A 14,953-nucleotide genomic window follows, 5' to 3' on the forward strand; every position below is an offset into this window, starting at 1 on the left:
TTTGAGTAGTGAGGTGAAGTAGCAGGTGGGCTTGGTCCAATCGTATCGCTTAAGACTGCAGCGCCGCCGTTGGCGCATTCGCGCGTTTCGTAAACGCCGCGAGCTGAAGGCGATGTCTGACCGCTCTGCAACAATCAAGCCCGACGATATTCTTTGCTTCACAACCATGCGCAACGAAAAGGTGCGCCTGCCCTATTTCCTGAAATATTACCGCGACCAAGGGGTTGATCACTTCTTTATCGTCGACAATGACAGCGGCGATGGCTCTCTGGAATACCTGATGGAGCAACCCGATGTGACTGTCTTTCATACGGCGCGCAGCTATAAACGTGCGCGCTTTGGCGTGGATTGGCTCAACTGGTTGCAAATGAAATATGCCCACGGACATTGGGCTCTTGTGGTCGATCCTGACGAATTCCTGATTTACCCGTTTTGTGACACACGCCCTATCAGAGCGCTCACCGACTGGCTGGATGCAAGCTCTATCAAGAGCTTTAGCGCCATGCTGCTGGATATGTACCCAAAGGGGCGTATTGATGCGCAGCCTTACCAAGAGGGGCAGAACCCGCTTGAGATCACCAGCTGGTTTGACTCCGGCAACTACATGATCACCAAGAACAAGAAGTTTGGAAACCTGTGGATACAGGGCGGGCCACGCGCGCGCACGTTCTTCAAGGACAAGCCCGCAAAGGCCCCCGCACTCAACAAGATACCCCTGGTGAAATGGGACAGGCGCTATGCTTACGTAAGCTCGACGCATATGTTGCTGCCGCGCGGGCTTAACCTTGTTTATGACGAATGGGGCGGAGAGAAGGCCAGCGGCGTACTTTTGCACACCAAATTTCTGGATACATTTACCCACAAGGCCGCCGAAGAGCTTGAGCGGCGCCAGCATTATTCGGCCAGTGTAGAATACCGCGCCTATGCCGAGAGCCTGAAGGACAAACCCGACCTTTGGTGTAAGTGGAGCGAAAAATACATCAACTGGCGACAGCTTGAGATCCTTGGTCTCATGTCAAAGGGGAACTGGGCATGAGCAGTGTGGGCATCATCATGCTGGTACATACCGCGTTTGACCGGGCCGAGCAGATCGCACGGCATTGGAACGCTGCGGGCTGCCCTGTTGTGATCCATGTAGATAAGGCCGTGCCGCGCGCAGCGTTTAACGCCTTCAAAGGCAAGTTGGGTGATCTGGACAATATCCGTTTTTCCAACCGCCACCGCTGTGAGTGGGGCACATGGGGGATTGTTGCGGCCACGCAGGAAGCCAGCGAGCTGATGTTGGCAAGCTTTGCAGAGGTGCGCCATGTCTACCTTGCCAGTGGCTCATGCTTGCCGCTGCGCCCGGTTGAAGAGCTGATAGATTATCTGGCCGAGCGGCCCAACACCGACTTTATCGAAAGCGCCACGACTGCCGATGTCCCTTGGACAGTGGGCGGCTTGGACGAAGAGCGCTTTACTCTGCGCTTCCCTTTCAGCTGGAAGCGGCATCGGATCCTTTTTGACCGCTATGTCGCGATCCAGCGTGCGCTGCGCTTTAAACGCAGGATGCCCAACGGCGTTGTGCCGCATATGGGCAGCCAGTGGTGGTGCCTGACACGGCAGACTCTTTCGGGTATTCTGGAAGGGCCAGATCGCAAGCTTTATGACAACTATTTCAAGCGCGTCTGGATTCCTGATGAAAGCTACTTTCAAACGCTGGCGCGCCAATGCAGCCAGAAGATCGAGAGCCGGTCTCTCACGCTTTCGAAGTTTGACTTTCAGGGCAAGCCACACATCTTTTATGATGACCACCTCCAGCTCCTGAAGCGCTCTGACTGTTTTGTGGCGCGCAAAATATGGCCCCATGCGAACCGCCTCTACGAGGTTTTTCTGGCCAGTAAAGAGAGCCCCGCAAACCGCACAGAGCCAAACCCCGGCAAGATCGACCGCATATTTGCCAAGGCCGTAGACCGCCGTACACGCGGACGGCCCGGGCTGTATATGCACAGCCGTTTTCCCAACCACGGCTGGGAAAACGGGACAACCTCGGGGCAATATTCGGTCTTGCAGGGCTTTGCCGACCTGTTTGAAGACTTTGAACCGTGGTTTTCAAAAGCCACTGGCGCAAAGGTTCACGGCCACCTTTTTGCCACTGATCGGGTGCATTTTGCAGGGGAGCAAAGCGTGATCAACGGCGCACTGAGCGATAGTGCAGCCGTGCGCGACTATAATTCGCGCGCCTTTCTCACCAGTCTGGTGTGGAATACACGCGGCGAGCGACAGTGCTTTCAGTTCGGCCCCGCAGACAACCAGGATCTGACATGGCTGATGGCGGGCGACCCGAATGCGCAGATTTCGGTGATCAGCGGTGCCTGGGCTGTACCGCTGTTTCGTTCCAACAAGAACTTCAGCGAGCTGCGCGCCGAAGCGGCAGAGCTTCAGAAAGTCGAAAGCGAGTTTCTCGACGTCTTGCGCTCGCCCCACTCAAAGGCGCGCATCCGTATTTGGACGATGGCCGACTTTATCGAAAACCCGATGGAACACCTGCAAACAATCATCGACGAGATTGGCTTCAAATCTCTGCGCCGCTTGGCAGAAGCGCCCAAGATGAACGATCTGTCAGGTTTTGGGCAGTTTCTACAGAACCTCAAAAACCAAGGTATGCACCCCTACCTCATGGGCGATTTCCCCGTGGTGGGCAGCCCTTCGGCTGTGCATAAACCGACCCCGAAACCCTATTTGGTAAAGTAGAGCTATGAGCAAACGCTTTGATTATTTTGTCGTGTTTGCGGAGATGCGGACTGGCTCGAACTTTTTGGAAGCCAATATCAACGCCTTCCCTGCGCTAAGCTGTCTGGGTGAAGCGTTTAACCCTCATTTCATCGGCTATCCCAACCGAGAGGATTGTTTGGGCGTGAGCGAGGAGGCGCGCAACCGCGACCCTCATGTCCTGATTGACGCGGTCAAACATGCGCAAGGCTTGGCCGGATTCCGGTTTTTCCACGATCACGAGCCACGCGTGCTGGAGAGCATTCTGAACGATGAGCGCTGCGCCAAGATCATTCTCACGCGCAACCCTGTGGAAAGCTATGTCAGCTGGAAGATTGCCCAAGAGACCGGCCAGTGGAAGCTCACCAACGTGGCCAAACGCAAGGATGCGAAAGCCACCTTTGATGCCAAGGAGTTCGGCGCGCACCTGAAGGCGCTGCAGGCCTTTCAGCTGCGGCTGCTGAAGGCGTTGCAGATCACAGGGCAGACTGCTTTTTATGTGGCATATGAAGACTTGCAGGATGTCGACGTTATGAACGGGCTGGCAGCCTTTCTTGAGCAACCCGACAAACTGGAGCGGCTTGACCGCAACCTCAAGCGCCAGAACCCTGAGCCACTGAGCGAAAAAGTGGCCAACTTTGACGAGATGGAAACGGCCCTAGCAACCACAGACCACTTCGGCCTCGGACGCACGCCAAATTTTGAGGCGCGGCGCGGTGCGGCTGTGCCCAGCTATGTGGCCTGCGCAAAAACGCCACTGCTGTTTTTGCCCGTACGCTCGGCGCCTGAAGACGAGATACTGACATGGATGGCGGCGCTTGACGGTGTGACCACAGATGCGCTGCAAACCGACTTTAAGCAGAAGACCCTGCGCCAATGGATGCGCACCAACACGGGGCACCGCTCTTTCAGCGTGGTGCGCCACCCTGCGCTGCGCGCGCACCATGCTTTTTGTGAACGGATCTTAAACAAGGGGCCAAAGTGCTTTACCGAAATCAGGCGCACATTGCGTCGGGTGCACAAGCTACCGATTCCACAAGATGCACCTGATGGAAGCTGGACACGGGATGAGCACCGCGCCGCGTTTCTTGCCTTTCTGGATTTTGTGAAAGCGAATGTTTCCGACCAGACAGCCGTGCGCGCTGACGCGTCTTGGGGCACGCAAGCGGGGATATTGCAGGGGATGGGCAACTTTGCCTTGCCCGATTTTGTGCTGCGGGAAGACGAGCTTGAGGCCTACCTCCCTGCGCTCGCCATGCAAGTGGGCGTGAGCCAAGATGTGGCTTTGCCCACGGCTGCTGCTGATACGCCCTTTGCGCTAGACGATATCTACGACGCAGAGGTCGAAGCGCGGGTGGCCGATGCCTACCAACGCGACTATCTCGTGTTCGGGTTTTCGAGCTGGAAGTGACGTTTAGGCGACTTGCTGGCTCAGATCTTCGGTGATGATCGTGTAGAGTGTGCTGGCGTTTTTATTAGAGCGCAGCTTGGCGCAGCGGCCCGGGTCGCGCAGCGCACGGCTCACTTTGGCCAGGGCCTTCAGGTGCTCGACACCAGCGTCGCTTGGGGCGAAGAGTGCAAACGCAAGATCAACAGGAAGCTTATCCACAGAGTCAAACTCGATGGGGCGCTCTAGCAGAACAAAGACACCTACGACCTTTTCAAGCCCTTCGACACGCGCGTGGGGCAGGGCGACGCCATTGCCAACACCTGTTGGGCCAAGGCTCTCACGCTCTTGCAGCGCACGAATGGCAAGGACCGGGTCAACGCCATAGACAGAGCCAGCCGTTTCGCCAAGCTCTTGCAAGAGGCGCTTTTTGCTCGAGGCGGAGGACAGAACCCTGACCGCCTCGGGCTTCAATAGAGATGACATTTCCATAGTGCGCCTACTGCTCCACAGACGCTCAAAAAAGAAACGCGTCTGTTATTTACCTGGGTCGATCCAACCGATGTTGCCGTCTTCTCGGCGATATACGACGTTGAGACCCTCTTTACTCTCGTTGCGGAAAACCAGCACAGGGGCGCCAGATAGTTCCATTTGCATAACAGCTTCACCAACTGAGAGCGATTGAATTTTGGTTTCCATCTCTGCAATGATCATAGGTTGCAGGGTATCTGGCTCTGATTCCTGATTTTCTTGGTCTGAAGCGAGGATATACGAGGACGCGCCAAAAAGTTCAACAGGCTCTACCCTATCTTTATGGTGGTCTTTCAGGCGGCGCTTGTAACGCCTAAGTTGTTTTTCCATTTTCTCGCAACACCCATCAAACGCAGCGTAGATCTCGTTGGCGCTGGCCTTGGCGGACGCGGTGAGACCTGTCGAAAGATGCACGGTAGATTCACAGTTAAATTCGTGACCGCTCTTGGAAAACACAACCATCGCCTCGACAGGTCGCTCTGAGTACTTCGCAACAGCTGCGCCGAGCTCTTCTTTCACATGAATTTGAAGGGCCTCGCCGATGTCGATCTGCTTTCCACTGATTTGGTAGCGCATCTCATATCCTTTTCTATTTAGGACAAACCACAATTTCGGGCCGCAAAAAAGCGGCACAGAAGCAAAAGGTTTATCCGGAGTTAAGGCTTTTCGTCAGGTTGAGGAGGGGCGCTGCAAGAAATGCAGGATGACCTTCACACAAAGCACAAAGACGGTTTGCCATAAGTTGATTTGAGGCCAGAGGGGCATGTCTTGTCAACCGAAACCGCGAGAGTTTGGTAAAAATCAGGAGATGCGGAAGCTGTCACCAAGATAAACGCGACGCACGTTTTCGTTTTGGACAACCTCTTCAGGCGCGCCAGACATCAGCACGGTGCCATCGTGCAAAATATACGCGCGATCAACGATTTCGAGGGTTTCGCGGACGTTGTGATCTGTGATCAACACACCAATTCCGCGCTTTTTGAGGTCGGAAACAAGGCCACGGATATCGCCAACCGAAATCGGGTCAACCCCTGCAAAAGGCTCGTCCAGAAGCAGATATGACGGGTTCGCAGCAAGGCACCGCGCGATCTCGACACGCCGCCGCTCACCCCCTGAAAGGGCCATAGCCGGCGCGCGACGCAGATGCTCGATAGAGAACTCGGACAGAAGCTCTTCGAGCTTTTTGGCCCGTTCGCGGCGGTTGGGCTCAACAATTTCGAGAACCGCTGCGATATTGTCTTCGACAGAGAGGCCCCGAAAGATGGACATTTCTTGCGGCAGATACCCGATTCCCAGCCGCGCGCGGCGGTACATCGGCAGATCGGTCACGTCGACATCGTCAAGAATCACATGTCCGCCTTCGGCCTGAACAAGACCCGCGATGGCGTAAAACGTGGTTGTCTTTCCCGAGCCGTTCGGCCCGAGAAGGGCAACAACCTCGCCGCGCTTCAGCTCGAGCGACACATCGCGAATAACAGGCCTGCGCTTATAACTTTTGCGCAAGTTGCGCACCTGCAGGCCTGTTTGGCCCTCGGTCACAGAAAAGGTGGGCGCATCAGTTTTTGACATCAAGCACCGTCTTTACCTGACCTTCCATGCGGGCCGTCCCTGCACTTGTGTCAACGCGCATTCTATCGGCCGTAATAGCGGCCTGGCCCTGCACAAGCAGCACATTGCCGGACAAAACAATCAGCCCCGTGCTCACGTCATAGTCAGCGCTGGCGGCTTCGGCTGCGTCTTCGCCACTCACCAATGTCACGCCACCAGAGGCCTGAAGCCGCGCAATTTGGGAGCGGTCAGAATTGTAGACAATACTCACAGAACTGGCCGACAAGCGCATAGCGCCCTGCCCGATAAGCACATTACCCGACAGGGTGGCTGTGCCTGTGCTCTGGTTGATATCCATCGTATCAGCAGACACTTCAACGGGCGCGCTTGCGTCTTGCTTGATGTTGCCAAAGGCAATGCTGCTCCCTTGCGATAGCACCGGGCCAGCCAGCACGGCGCAGAGCGATGTGACAATCAAAAAACCAAAGCGCAAAGATCTATTCCTCATTCTTGAGAGGGGTATACACCAGCTTGACCCCGTCTTTTAGCAAAATATGCGCCTCTTTTTCCCCCTTGGGAACCTCAAGTGTCATTTGACCCGCCTCAAAGGTAAAGCCAGGCCCCGCCCCCGTGACGCGCCCCATGCTTTCAGCCTCGAGGTTTCTAAGGCTCAGCACAAGCGCACGCGCTGCGAATGTATAGCCTGTGCTCGTGACAGCGGTGACTTTGTCAACAAGGGTAACAAGCCCCGCATCTGCGTTATGTGTTGCCGTTGCCGAAGACAGCTCCACCGTCTGACCAGATGTCAGCTTGATTTGAGCGGCGATATCGACGGCTTCCATCAGCAAGATATCTTCAGCATTCTGGCGCGCGAGTGCGGCGCGCACTGAGATGAGATCTCCGCGGGGCGTGACACCAAAGACCTCGGGGCCAGAGATCTGCTGGCCTTCTGTTCGCGCAGCCAGGTCGCTCTCGGAGAAGGGTATTGTTGAAACAGGGTCAACGCTTTTGGAGAGCAAAAACAACGTCGACAGCATACCCAGAGCAATGATGGGCAGCACAATCTTTGCCCATGCCACCAGCCGTGTATGCCTGTCTATCCGGCTTTGCATGTGTTCAGGGCCCCTTTTCGCCGCAGCGCTTTAAGCGTGAGCGAAGATATCGGTTTCTGGCCAGCCTTCCAGATCAAGCAGCGCACGTGTCGGCAAGAAGCGGAAACACGCCTGCGCAAGCTCATCGCGGCCTTCACGGGCAAGCATGACTTCGAGCTTTTCGCGCAGCTTGTGAAGGTACAGGACATCCGACGCTGCATATTCGATCTGCGCCTTGGTAAGCGCATCTGCGCCCCAATCAGAGCTTTGCTGTTGCTTGGAGATATCTTGGTTGAGCAGCTCTTGGAGCAGGTTTTTCAGGCCGTGCCTGTCTGTATAGGTACGCACGAGGCGGCTGGCGATCTTGGTGCAGTAAACAGGCGCAGTCAGCGCACCAAAGGTGTGCTGCAAGACAGCAATGTCAAAACGGCCAAAGTGAAACAGCTTGAGCACATCAGGGTTGGTCAGCATCGCGCACAGGTTCGGCGCTTCGGTCTGGCCTTGGGCCACCTGCACAAGATGCGCATGACCATCGCCTGAAGAGAGCTGCACAACACAAAGCCTGTCGCGGTGAGGATGCAAACCCATGGTCTCGCAATCAATGGCCACGATTGGGCCAAGGTCGAGGCCATCTGGAAGGTCGTTCTGGTAGAGATGATTTGTCATGTGATCTGCCTTTTGCGCCTGACGCGGAGTTTCTCCTGTCATACTGGCTTGCGCCGCGAATTCAAGCAAGCAGAGGGTGCTTCCCTTGCTCTGCGTCTCTGGCTACGGTGGCCGCAAATCAGCCCGGAGACAGAGACTATGACCACCAGCACAACCAGCGCACGCCACGGCGGAGAAATCCTTGTAGAGGCACTCGAAGCGCAGGGCGTGAACCGTGTTTTCTGTATTCCGGGTGAAAGCTATCTGGCTGCGCTCGACGGGCTTTATGCCTCGGGAATTGATACGATTGTTGCGCGCCAAGAGGGCGGTGCCGCCATGATGGCGGAAGCCCATGGCAAGCTCACGGGCAAGCCCGGTGTCGCGTTTGTCACCCGTGGGCCCGGTGCAACCAATGCGTCAGCCGGTGTGCATGTGGCGACGCAAGACAGCACACCCATGGTTCTGTTTATCGGTCAGGTCGCAAGCGACCAACGTGACCGTGAGGCCTTTCAGGAGGTTGATTACCGCGCGATGTTTGGGCCGCTTGCCAAATGGGTTGGCGAGATTGACCGCTTGGACCGCATTCCTGAATATGTGAGCCACGCCTTCCATATCGCGCAAAACGGGCGACCCGGCCCTGTCGTATTGGCTCTGCCAGAGGATATGTTGTCATCCGTGGGTGTGGCCGCAGCTGCCCCTGCTGCAACATTGGTCTCTGGCGAGGCGTCAGAGGCAGATGTGCTGGCGGTGGCCGCGCAACTGGCCGCCGCTGAGCGTCCGATGGTCGTTGTCGGCGGTGGCGGCTGGACAGCAGAGGGCGCGCGCGCGCTTGGCGCATTTGCAGAGGCTGCCGCGCTGCCTGTGGGCGCCTCTTTCCGCTGTCAGGATTATCTGGACAACCGCCACCCGAACTATGCGGGCGACGTGGGCATCGGGATCAACCCGGCGCTGGCGAAGCGCGTGCAAGAGGCTGATGTGCTGCTGGTGCTTGGCGCGCGCATGGGCGAAATGACGACGAGCGGCTACACTCTCCTTGATGTGCCTGTTCCACAGCAAAGGCTGATCCATGTCTACCCTGACGCGAGCGAGCTTGGACGTGTTTACCGCCCCGAGCTTGGCATTGTGGCCAAGCCTGCGCAATTTATGCAGCAGCTCTTGGCTGTGGCCGACAAAGCGCGAGGCCCGCGCACATCCGATGTGGCCGCTGCGCGCGCAGCTTATGAAGCATGGCAAGAGCCGGAAGAGACACCCGGCGCGCTCAAAATGGAGCGGGTGATCAGCCACCTGAACGCAGCACTGGGCGATGATGCTATCTTGACGAACGGGGCAGGCAACTATGCATCTTGGCTCCACCGCTATTACCGCTACCGCGGCTGGCGCACACAGCTTGCGCCCACGAGCGGCTCAATGGGCTACGGGCTGCCCGCTGCCGTGGCTGCAAAGCTTGAGCGCCCCGAGCAAGACGTGATCTGCCTTGCGGGCGATGGCTGCTACCAGATGGTGATGCAGGAGTTTGGCACGGCTGCGCAGTATGGTGCAAATATCATCGTACTGGTTTGTGACAACGGCATGTATGGCACGATCCGCATGCACCAACAAAAGCACTACCCAAAGCGCCCCTCAGGTACGAGCCTTGTGAACCCCGACTTTGCAATGATTGCCAAAGCCTATGGCGGCTATGGCGCGACCGTAACAAGCAATTCGGAGTTTGAAGCGGCGTTTGCGGAAGCACGCAAAGCAGGCAAGCCAGCTCTCATCCACTTGAAACTGGACCCAACAGCGCTTTCACCGAAGGTCAGGCTGGAAGAAATCTAGTCAGCTCAAATTTTGGCTGGCTGATGTTAGTGCTTAACACAAATTGAACCCCTTCTGAGAAGAGGGGGTTTGGTTGCTGCCAAGGCAATTCGCAGCACGGGGCAGTCAGAGCAGACGGCCTCTCAACACAGGCACGAAAAATCGCTCTCCTTTGCAGAAATATACCCCAAAGATAGTGACTTAACCCTGATGAACAATCTACAAGTGCGGCCAGGGCCTGCTCAAATAACACCGCTGTACGATATAGTTGGTGGGCCTAGGGTATGAAACAAAACCGAGACAATGTGCGAAAAGCGATGGTTTCTCTTTTGTTTTTGACAGGGCTTTCGACGGTAGCGCTTGCACAAGACAACGCGGTACAGCCGACCCCGACCACAAACCCGATCACCACAGCAGCTGTCGAACTGGGGTTCTGACTTGTGCTGCGCGCGTGCAGCAAGTCACATCGTTTCTTGGGATCACAGCCAAAACAAAATCCACGATCCGCCGACCGCTGAGCCCTGCTGACCAAAACAGCTTTTATGTTTTCACAACTGTGGAGACAGACGGCACAACAGCGCTCGCGACGGCGGAATTCTTCCCATCTGCTCAAGGGTGCAAAGCAACCTACTCTCTCACCCTAAATCTCGGCAAGCCTTGCGAAACTGTTCGTGCAGAACGGTTTGCAGATCTCGGAGAGGGCGCGCTTTTGTCAGACAACATCAGAGTCATGACAGACGCCAACGCAATGCGCATTTCTCTTATCTCTTCAGGAGAGACTTGCACGCTTATCAAGACTGAAACACTCGATTAGACCAGAAAGAATAAATACAATGAAAGTACGTTCACTTCTTGTCATTAGCACCGCGCTTGCGCCGATTGTCGCCACAAATGCGTTAGCGAATGACGCTAGCTATACCTCTTCAACAACACAGACAGGCTCAGTCACTGTTTATGGATACAACACATCAGGCATCTATAACGGTGGCGTTGATACAGGTGGAGGGGGTAGTTTCGGCAGTGATGGAAGTTATGATGACGGCGTTGTGAAGGCGGGTGGTACTTTCAATTACACTTCAACATCAATTCAAACGGCAACTTCACTTAATAGTTCAGGTACATCTGCTACGTCTCTTGGCAACAGTTCGGCGGCAACAACGATTAACGGCAGTAGTATCGTTGTGAACGGAAATGTTGATGTTAATAACAATCTTAATGTTGACGGATCAGTTGCAAACGCGACTGGCAACTTCACTGTATCAGATAATCTAGATGTTACCGGAGCGACTGATCTCGGCAGCACACTTGATGTGGATGGATTTACAGACCTTAACGCTGGCCTCAATGTTGATGGCAGCACAACACTCGATGCCACGACGATCGTGGGGGCAACCTCAGTCACAGGCACCACATCAATCAACACAACCGGCACAGCAACTTCAACAATTGGTAACAGCACCAATACAACATCAATTCTGAGCACAACGGTTTCTATCGGCAACGCGACAGCCAACACATCGGTTGGTATCGCCACAGGGTCTGGCGAAAACGCGATAGTCTTGGGCAATGAAAATACCGAAACCACGATGCTGGCCAGAGCGGGTAACTCTGAGATTACACTGTATGAAGGAACCGCAGTTATGGGCATAGACCCTAACAACACGGGAACTTCGCTTTCGGCAGCTACGGTGATAGCTCAAAATGGTGAAAAGCGTATTGTTGCAGATGAAAACGGGAAGCTTGAGGTTGTCACCACTGAGGACACAACATCAGGAACAACAGCTGCGATGGTTGTGACCAACTCGGCAGGAAACACGCACGGCGTTGTTGTTCAGGAAGACAAGACGGTTGTTTCGGGTGGCACAAGCTCAAGCAGCTTAACTCTTGCCGACAATGGCGCAACTTTCTCTAATTCTGCGACAGGCCGCCCTATTCAAGTACACGGCGTCGCCGATGGCACCACAGACTTTGATGCCACCAACGTTCGCCAGCTTTACAGCGGCCTTGCAGCCGTATTGGCAGCCACACCCGAGCTTCGCCTTGAACCAGGCAAGACAGGCGCGGGCATCGGCCTCGGCTCCTATGGTGGCTTCCATGCCGTCGGCTTTGGGCTTGGCCACATGTACAACAATGGCGCAGTTTTGACCGTGTCTGTCGGTAAGTCAGCGCAAAGCAAGGCTGCCTACAAGGCCGGTCTCTCCTGGACCTGGTAACAAGACCGCCCCTTCCCGTCATATAGCGGGAAGGGGCATCCAAAAAACCGGCAACGCTATTTGCTGAAAAAGCCCTGCACTACGCGATTTGCGCCCAGTTCATTGAGATGGTGGGTGTCATAGTAAAGACTCCCCTGCGGCGCGCAGACATCACAGCCTGTTTCATCACAAAGGGTTTGACCAACCTCAAGAAGCTCAAACGCAACTTGCGTTTGCAAGGATGGATGTCTAGGCGGAAGGCCACGACTTTTTACAGGTATCTCAGGCATGATTTTACTTGACCGATCCCTTTTATTTCCAATATCCATAAAATATGGAATCATTACTCACAGATCGTCTTGCAACTCTCAGCCACCCTCAGCGGCTAGCGGTGTTTCGCTTGCTCATGCGCCGCTGCCCCGATGAGCTACCTGCAGGCGAGATCGCCGAAGCATTGGACCTCAAGGCAAGCACCGCATCGGTCTACCTGTCTGCCCTGACTCAGGCGGGCCTCATCTCACAACGCCGCGACGGAACACGCCTGCTTTATGGTGTAAATCTCGACACAGCCCGCGAAGTCGTTGCCGGTCTATTTGTCGACTGCTGTCGTGGCAGGGCGGATCTGTGCCCGCCACAATTTTCTGATCTTCTCAGGAGTACCTCACCAATGACTGACAAGACCTTCAATGTGCTATTTGTTTGCACCGGTAATTCTGCCCGCTCGATTATGGCCGAGACCATTTTGCGCGATAAGATAGGCGACAAGTTCACAGCCTACTCTGCAGGCACTGCGCATCGCTCGGAACTGAACCCTTTCGCAGTAGAAATGCTCAAGTCAAAGGGGCATGATGTGTCGCTTCTTCGCTCCAAAAACATTGACGAGTTTCAGAGCGCCGACGCGCCTCAGATGGATTTTATCTTTACCGTCTGCGATCGTGCTGCCAACGAGGAATGTCCCGCCTGGCCAGGTCAACCCGTCTCCGGCCATTGGGGTATGCCAGACCCAGTAAAGGCTGAAGGAACAGACGCCGAAAAGCGTCTTGCATTCCACCAAACCTACGGCGCGCTGCACAACCGCATCATGGCTTTTTCCGCCTTATCGTTTGAGAGCTTGGACCGTGGTTCACTACAAAAACGTGTCGATGAAATCAGTAAAGAAACTGCCATACAGGAATAGCCAAACATGACAACCTACGCGCTCAATGGCCTCGGCCGCATCGGCAAACTTGCTCTTCGACCACTCTTGGAGCGCGGCGCAAAGATCGCCTTTATCAACGACGCCGTTGGCGATGCTGCCATGCATGCCCATCTTCTAGAGTTTGACTCTGTCCATGGCCGCTGGCCTGCAAAATTTGAAGCCGACGATAGGTCAATCAGTATTGACGGCACATCCATCCCTGTCACCAGCACCCGCAATCTGGAAGAGCTGCCGTTGGACGGCGTGGATGTGGTGATTGATTGCACCGGCGCGTTTAAAACGGAGGCCAAGCTAGCCCCGTATTTTGCGGCAGGTGTGAAAAAGGTTGTCGTTTCTGCGCCGGTCAAAGACGGGCCAACGGCCAACATCGTCTATGGAGTCAACGATGATATCTACGACGCAGACATCCACCAGATTGTGACGGCAGCAAGCTGCACGACCAACTGCCTCGCGCCTGTGGTGAAGGTTCTGCTCGAAGGGATCGGTATCAAGCACGGCTCAATCACGACGATCCATGATGTGACCAACACGCAGACAATTGTGGACCGCCCCGCGAAGGATTTGCGCCGCGCGCGCTCGGCGCTGACCAACCTGATCCCGACCACAACCGGGTCTGCGACGGCGATAACGCTGATCTATCCCGAATTGAAGGGTAAATTAAACGGCCATGCCGTACGTGTACCCCTTTTGAACGCCTCCATCACGGATTGTGTGTTTGAGATGGCCCGTGAAACGACTGTGGAAGAGGTGAACGGGTTGTTCCAAGCTGCCGCTGAGGGGTCTCTGAAAGGTGTTCTTGGTTATGAAACCCGCCCCTTGGTCTCGTCCGATTATACCAACGACCCGCGCAGTGGTATCATTGATGCACCGTCAACGATGGTCGTGAACGGCACGCAGCTTAAAGTCTACGCTTGGTATGATAATGAGATGGGCTATGCGCATCGCTTGGTTGATGTGGCTCTGATGGTGGGCGGCAAACTGTGACACGGCCACCAGAACAGACAGCAGGCTTCGCCGCCTACATCACGGTCACGGCCGCCTATTGGGCTTTCATGCTGACCGATGGTGCGTTGCGGATGCTGGTGCTGCTGCACTTTCACACGCTTGGGTTTTCACCAGTGCAACTGGCTTATCTGTTTGTGCTGTATGAGATTGCAGGTGTGGTAACCAACCTTTCCGCAGGGTGGATCGCGGCACGGTTTGGCCTGACATCGACGCTTTATGTCGGGCTTTCGCTACAGGTGGTTGCACTCTTAGCGCTCACCCAGCTTGATCCAACCTGGAGCATCACCGCTTCTGTCGTATTTGTTATGCTGGTGCAGGGCCTATCGGGCGTGGCGAAAGACTTGGCCAAGATGAGTTCCAAGAGCGCGGTGAAAATACTCGCCCCAACGACGGGCGGGGGGCTGTTCCGTTGGGTGGCACTTCTAACTGGATCAAAGAATGCTGTGAAGGGAAGCGGTTTTCTATTAGGGGCCGTTTTGCTGGCCGTCTTCGGCTTCGTGCCTTCGGTACTGACGATGGCGGCGGTCCTGTTTATCATCCTGATCGGTGTTGTGTTCGGTATGCCAGCGGGCCTGCCAGTGGGACGCAAGGACACAAAATTTGCAGAGGTGTTTTCCAAGAACCGCAACATCAACTGGCTCAGTGCTGCACGGTTGTTCTTGTTCGGCGCGCGAGACGTGTGGTTTGTGGTCGGCATCCCGATCTACTTCTACGCTGTGTTGTCGGACGGCAGCACCGAGGGCAACCGCACAGCCTTCTTCATGATCGGGACCTTCATGGCCGTCTGGACGATCCTCTATGGTATTGTCCA

Annotated in this window: 16 protein-coding genes; 10 read left to right on the top strand and 6 right to left on the bottom strand. The window is 55.4% G+C overall.

What is annotated here, in order from left to right; translation table 11 throughout:
* Positions 1 to 25: 25 nt before the first annotated feature.
* Genes ACTG3X_RS09195 through ACTG3X_RS09205 form a run of 3 tightly spaced genes read left to right on the top strand, consistent with a single transcriptional unit; the run spans position 26 to position 4,162 of the window.
* Entirely contained in the window at positions 26 to 1,036 is a 1,011-nt protein-coding gene (locus ACTG3X_RS09195) for a glycosyltransferase family 2 protein (RefSeq protein ID WP_439110957.1), read from the top strand.
* Positions 1,033 to 2,733: a DUF5927 domain-containing protein gene (locus ACTG3X_RS09200; protein WP_439110958.1), complete on the top strand. Its 1,701-nt coding sequence runs from the start codon at positions 1,033 to 1,035 to the stop codon at positions 2,731 to 2,733. The genes ACTG3X_RS09195 and ACTG3X_RS09200 overlap by 4 nt, the downstream gene beginning before the upstream one ends.
* 4 nt (positions 2,734 to 2,737) lie before the next feature.
* Positions 2,738 to 4,162, top strand: coding sequence for a sulfotransferase family 2 domain-containing protein (locus ACTG3X_RS09205; RefSeq protein WP_439110959.1), 1,425 nt, complete (start codon positions 2,738 to 2,740; stop codon positions 4,160 to 4,162).
* Positions 4,163 to 4,165: 3 nt separating this feature from the next.
* Here the strand turns inward: ACTG3X_RS09205 and ACTG3X_RS09210 are convergent, their stop codons facing one another.
* From ACTG3X_RS09210 to ACTG3X_RS09235, 6 genes are all read right to left on the bottom strand, one after another.
* On the bottom strand, positions 4,166 to 4,630 hold the full coding sequence (locus ACTG3X_RS09210) for a PTS sugar transporter subunit IIA (RefSeq protein WP_439110960.1): 465 nt from the start codon (positions 4,628 to 4,630) through the stop codon (positions 4,166 to 4,168).
* Between the two features lie 45 nt (positions 4,631 to 4,675).
* A complete protein-coding gene (hpf, locus tag ACTG3X_RS09215; RefSeq protein ID WP_439110961.1) occupies positions 4,676 to 5,245 on the bottom strand; it encodes a ribosome hibernation-promoting factor, HPF/YfiA family in 570 nt (189 codons plus the stop codon).
* Between the two features lie 225 nt (positions 5,246 to 5,470).
* Positions 5,471 to 6,238: an LPS export ABC transporter ATP-binding protein gene (gene lptB / locus ACTG3X_RS09220; RefSeq protein WP_439110962.1), complete on the bottom strand. Its 768-nt coding sequence runs from the start codon at positions 6,236 to 6,238 to the stop codon at positions 5,471 to 5,473.
* Positions 6,225 to 6,710 carry an LptA/OstA family protein gene (locus tag ACTG3X_RS09225; protein ID WP_439110963.1) on the bottom strand — a complete coding sequence of 162 codons (486 nt, stop codon included), beginning with the start codon at positions 6,708 to 6,710 and terminating at the stop codon, positions 6,225 to 6,227. Before ACTG3X_RS09225 ends, lptB begins: the two co-directional genes overlap by 14 nt.
* A gap of 4 nt (positions 6,711 to 6,714) precedes the next feature.
* Entirely contained in the window at positions 6,715 to 7,329 is a 615-nt protein-coding gene (gene lptC, locus ACTG3X_RS09230) for an LPS export ABC transporter periplasmic protein LptC (protein ID WP_439110964.1), read from the bottom strand.
* A gap of 30 nt (positions 7,330 to 7,359) precedes the next feature.
* Positions 7,360 to 7,974 (bottom strand): ribonuclease D, encoded by a 615-nt coding sequence (locus tag ACTG3X_RS09235; RefSeq protein WP_439110965.1) that lies wholly within the window; start codon positions 7,972 to 7,974, stop codon positions 7,360 to 7,362.
* A gap of 138 nt (positions 7,975 to 8,112) precedes the next feature.
* Between ACTG3X_RS09235 and ACTG3X_RS09240 the strand changes: the two genes are divergently transcribed.
* From ACTG3X_RS09240 to ACTG3X_RS09270, 7 genes are all read left to right on the top strand, one after another.
* Positions 8,113 to 9,768 (top strand): thiamine pyrophosphate-binding protein, encoded by a 1,656-nt coding sequence (locus tag ACTG3X_RS09240; protein ID WP_439110966.1) that lies wholly within the window; start codon positions 8,113 to 8,115, stop codon positions 9,766 to 9,768.
* 263 nt (positions 9,769 to 10,031) lie between these two features.
* Positions 10,032 to 10,184 (top strand): hypothetical protein, encoded by a 153-nt coding sequence (locus ACTG3X_RS09245; protein ID WP_439110967.1) that lies wholly within the window; start codon positions 10,032 to 10,034, stop codon positions 10,182 to 10,184.
* Between the two features lie 14 nt (positions 10,185 to 10,198).
* Positions 10,199 to 10,561, top strand: a complete 363-nt coding sequence (locus ACTG3X_RS09250; protein WP_439110968.1) for a hypothetical protein — start codon at positions 10,199 to 10,201, stop codon at positions 10,559 to 10,561.
* Between the two features lie 19 nt (positions 10,562 to 10,580).
* The gene (locus ACTG3X_RS09255; protein WP_439110969.1) at positions 10,581 to 11,960 is read left to right on the top strand and encodes a YadA-like family protein; all 1,380 of its coding nucleotides are present in this window, start codon (positions 10,581 to 10,583) and stop codon (positions 11,958 to 11,960) included.
* A gap of 313 nt (positions 11,961 to 12,273) precedes the next feature.
* Complete coding sequence (locus ACTG3X_RS09260; RefSeq protein WP_439110970.1) at positions 12,274 to 13,116, top strand: metalloregulator ArsR/SmtB family transcription factor; 843 nt, start codon at positions 12,274 to 12,276, stop codon at positions 13,114 to 13,116.
* 6 nt (positions 13,117 to 13,122) lie between these two features.
* Positions 13,123 to 14,121 (top strand): ArsJ-associated glyceraldehyde-3-phosphate dehydrogenase, encoded by a 999-nt coding sequence (locus tag ACTG3X_RS09265; RefSeq protein ID WP_439110971.1) that lies wholly within the window; start codon positions 13,123 to 13,125, stop codon positions 14,119 to 14,121.
* Positions 14,118 to 14,953 (top strand): organoarsenical effux MFS transporter ArsJ (locus tag ACTG3X_RS09270; protein WP_439110972.1); only part of this gene is annotated, 836 nt, incomplete at its 3' end. The genes ACTG3X_RS09265 and ACTG3X_RS09270, both read left to right, overlap by 4 nt.

Source organism: Lentibacter sp. (assembly GCF_965658795.1).
Lineage (GTDB): Bacteria > Pseudomonadota > Alphaproteobacteria > Rhodobacterales > Rhodobacteraceae > Lentibacter.

Excerpts from the sequence above, each read along its gene's own strand:
- ACTG3X_RS09200 (WP_439110958.1), top strand. The coding sequence starts at position 1,033 with ATGAGCAGTGTGGGCATCATCATGCTGGTACATACCGCGTTTGACCGG.
- ACTG3X_RS09205 (WP_439110959.1), top strand. The coding sequence starts at position 2,738 with ATGAGCAAACGCTTTGATTATTTTGTCGTGTTTGCGGAGATGCGGACT.
- ACTG3X_RS09210 (WP_439110960.1), bottom strand. The coding sequence starts at position 4,630 with ATGGAAATGTCATCTCTATTGAAGCCCGAGGCGGTCAGGGTTCTGTCC.
- hpf (WP_439110961.1), bottom strand. The coding sequence starts at position 5,245 with ATGCGCTACCAAATCAGTGGAAAGCAGATCGACATCGGCGAGGCCCTT.
- lptB (WP_439110962.1), bottom strand. The coding sequence starts at position 6,238 with ATGTCAAAAACTGATGCGCCCACCTTTTCTGTGACCGAGGGCCAAACA.
- lptC (WP_439110964.1), bottom strand. The coding sequence starts at position 7,329 with ATGCAAAGCCGGATAGACAGGCATACACGGCTGGTGGCATGGGCAAAG.
- ACTG3X_RS09235 (WP_439110965.1), bottom strand. The coding sequence starts at position 7,974 with ATGACAAATCATCTCTACCAGAACGACCTTCCAGATGGCCTCGACCTT.
- ACTG3X_RS09240 (WP_439110966.1), top strand. The coding sequence starts at position 8,113 with ATGACCACCAGCACAACCAGCGCACGCCACGGCGGAGAAATCCTTGTA.
- ACTG3X_RS09245 (WP_439110967.1), top strand. The coding sequence starts at position 10,032 with ATGAAACAAAACCGAGACAATGTGCGAAAAGCGATGGTTTCTCTTTTG.
- ACTG3X_RS09255 (WP_439110969.1), top strand. The coding sequence starts at position 10,581 with ATGAAAGTACGTTCACTTCTTGTCATTAGCACCGCGCTTGCGCCGATT.
- ACTG3X_RS09260 (WP_439110970.1), top strand. The coding sequence starts at position 12,274 with ATGGAATCATTACTCACAGATCGTCTTGCAACTCTCAGCCACCCTCAG.
- ACTG3X_RS09265 (WP_439110971.1), top strand. The coding sequence starts at position 13,123 with ATGACAACCTACGCGCTCAATGGCCTCGGCCGCATCGGCAAACTTGCT.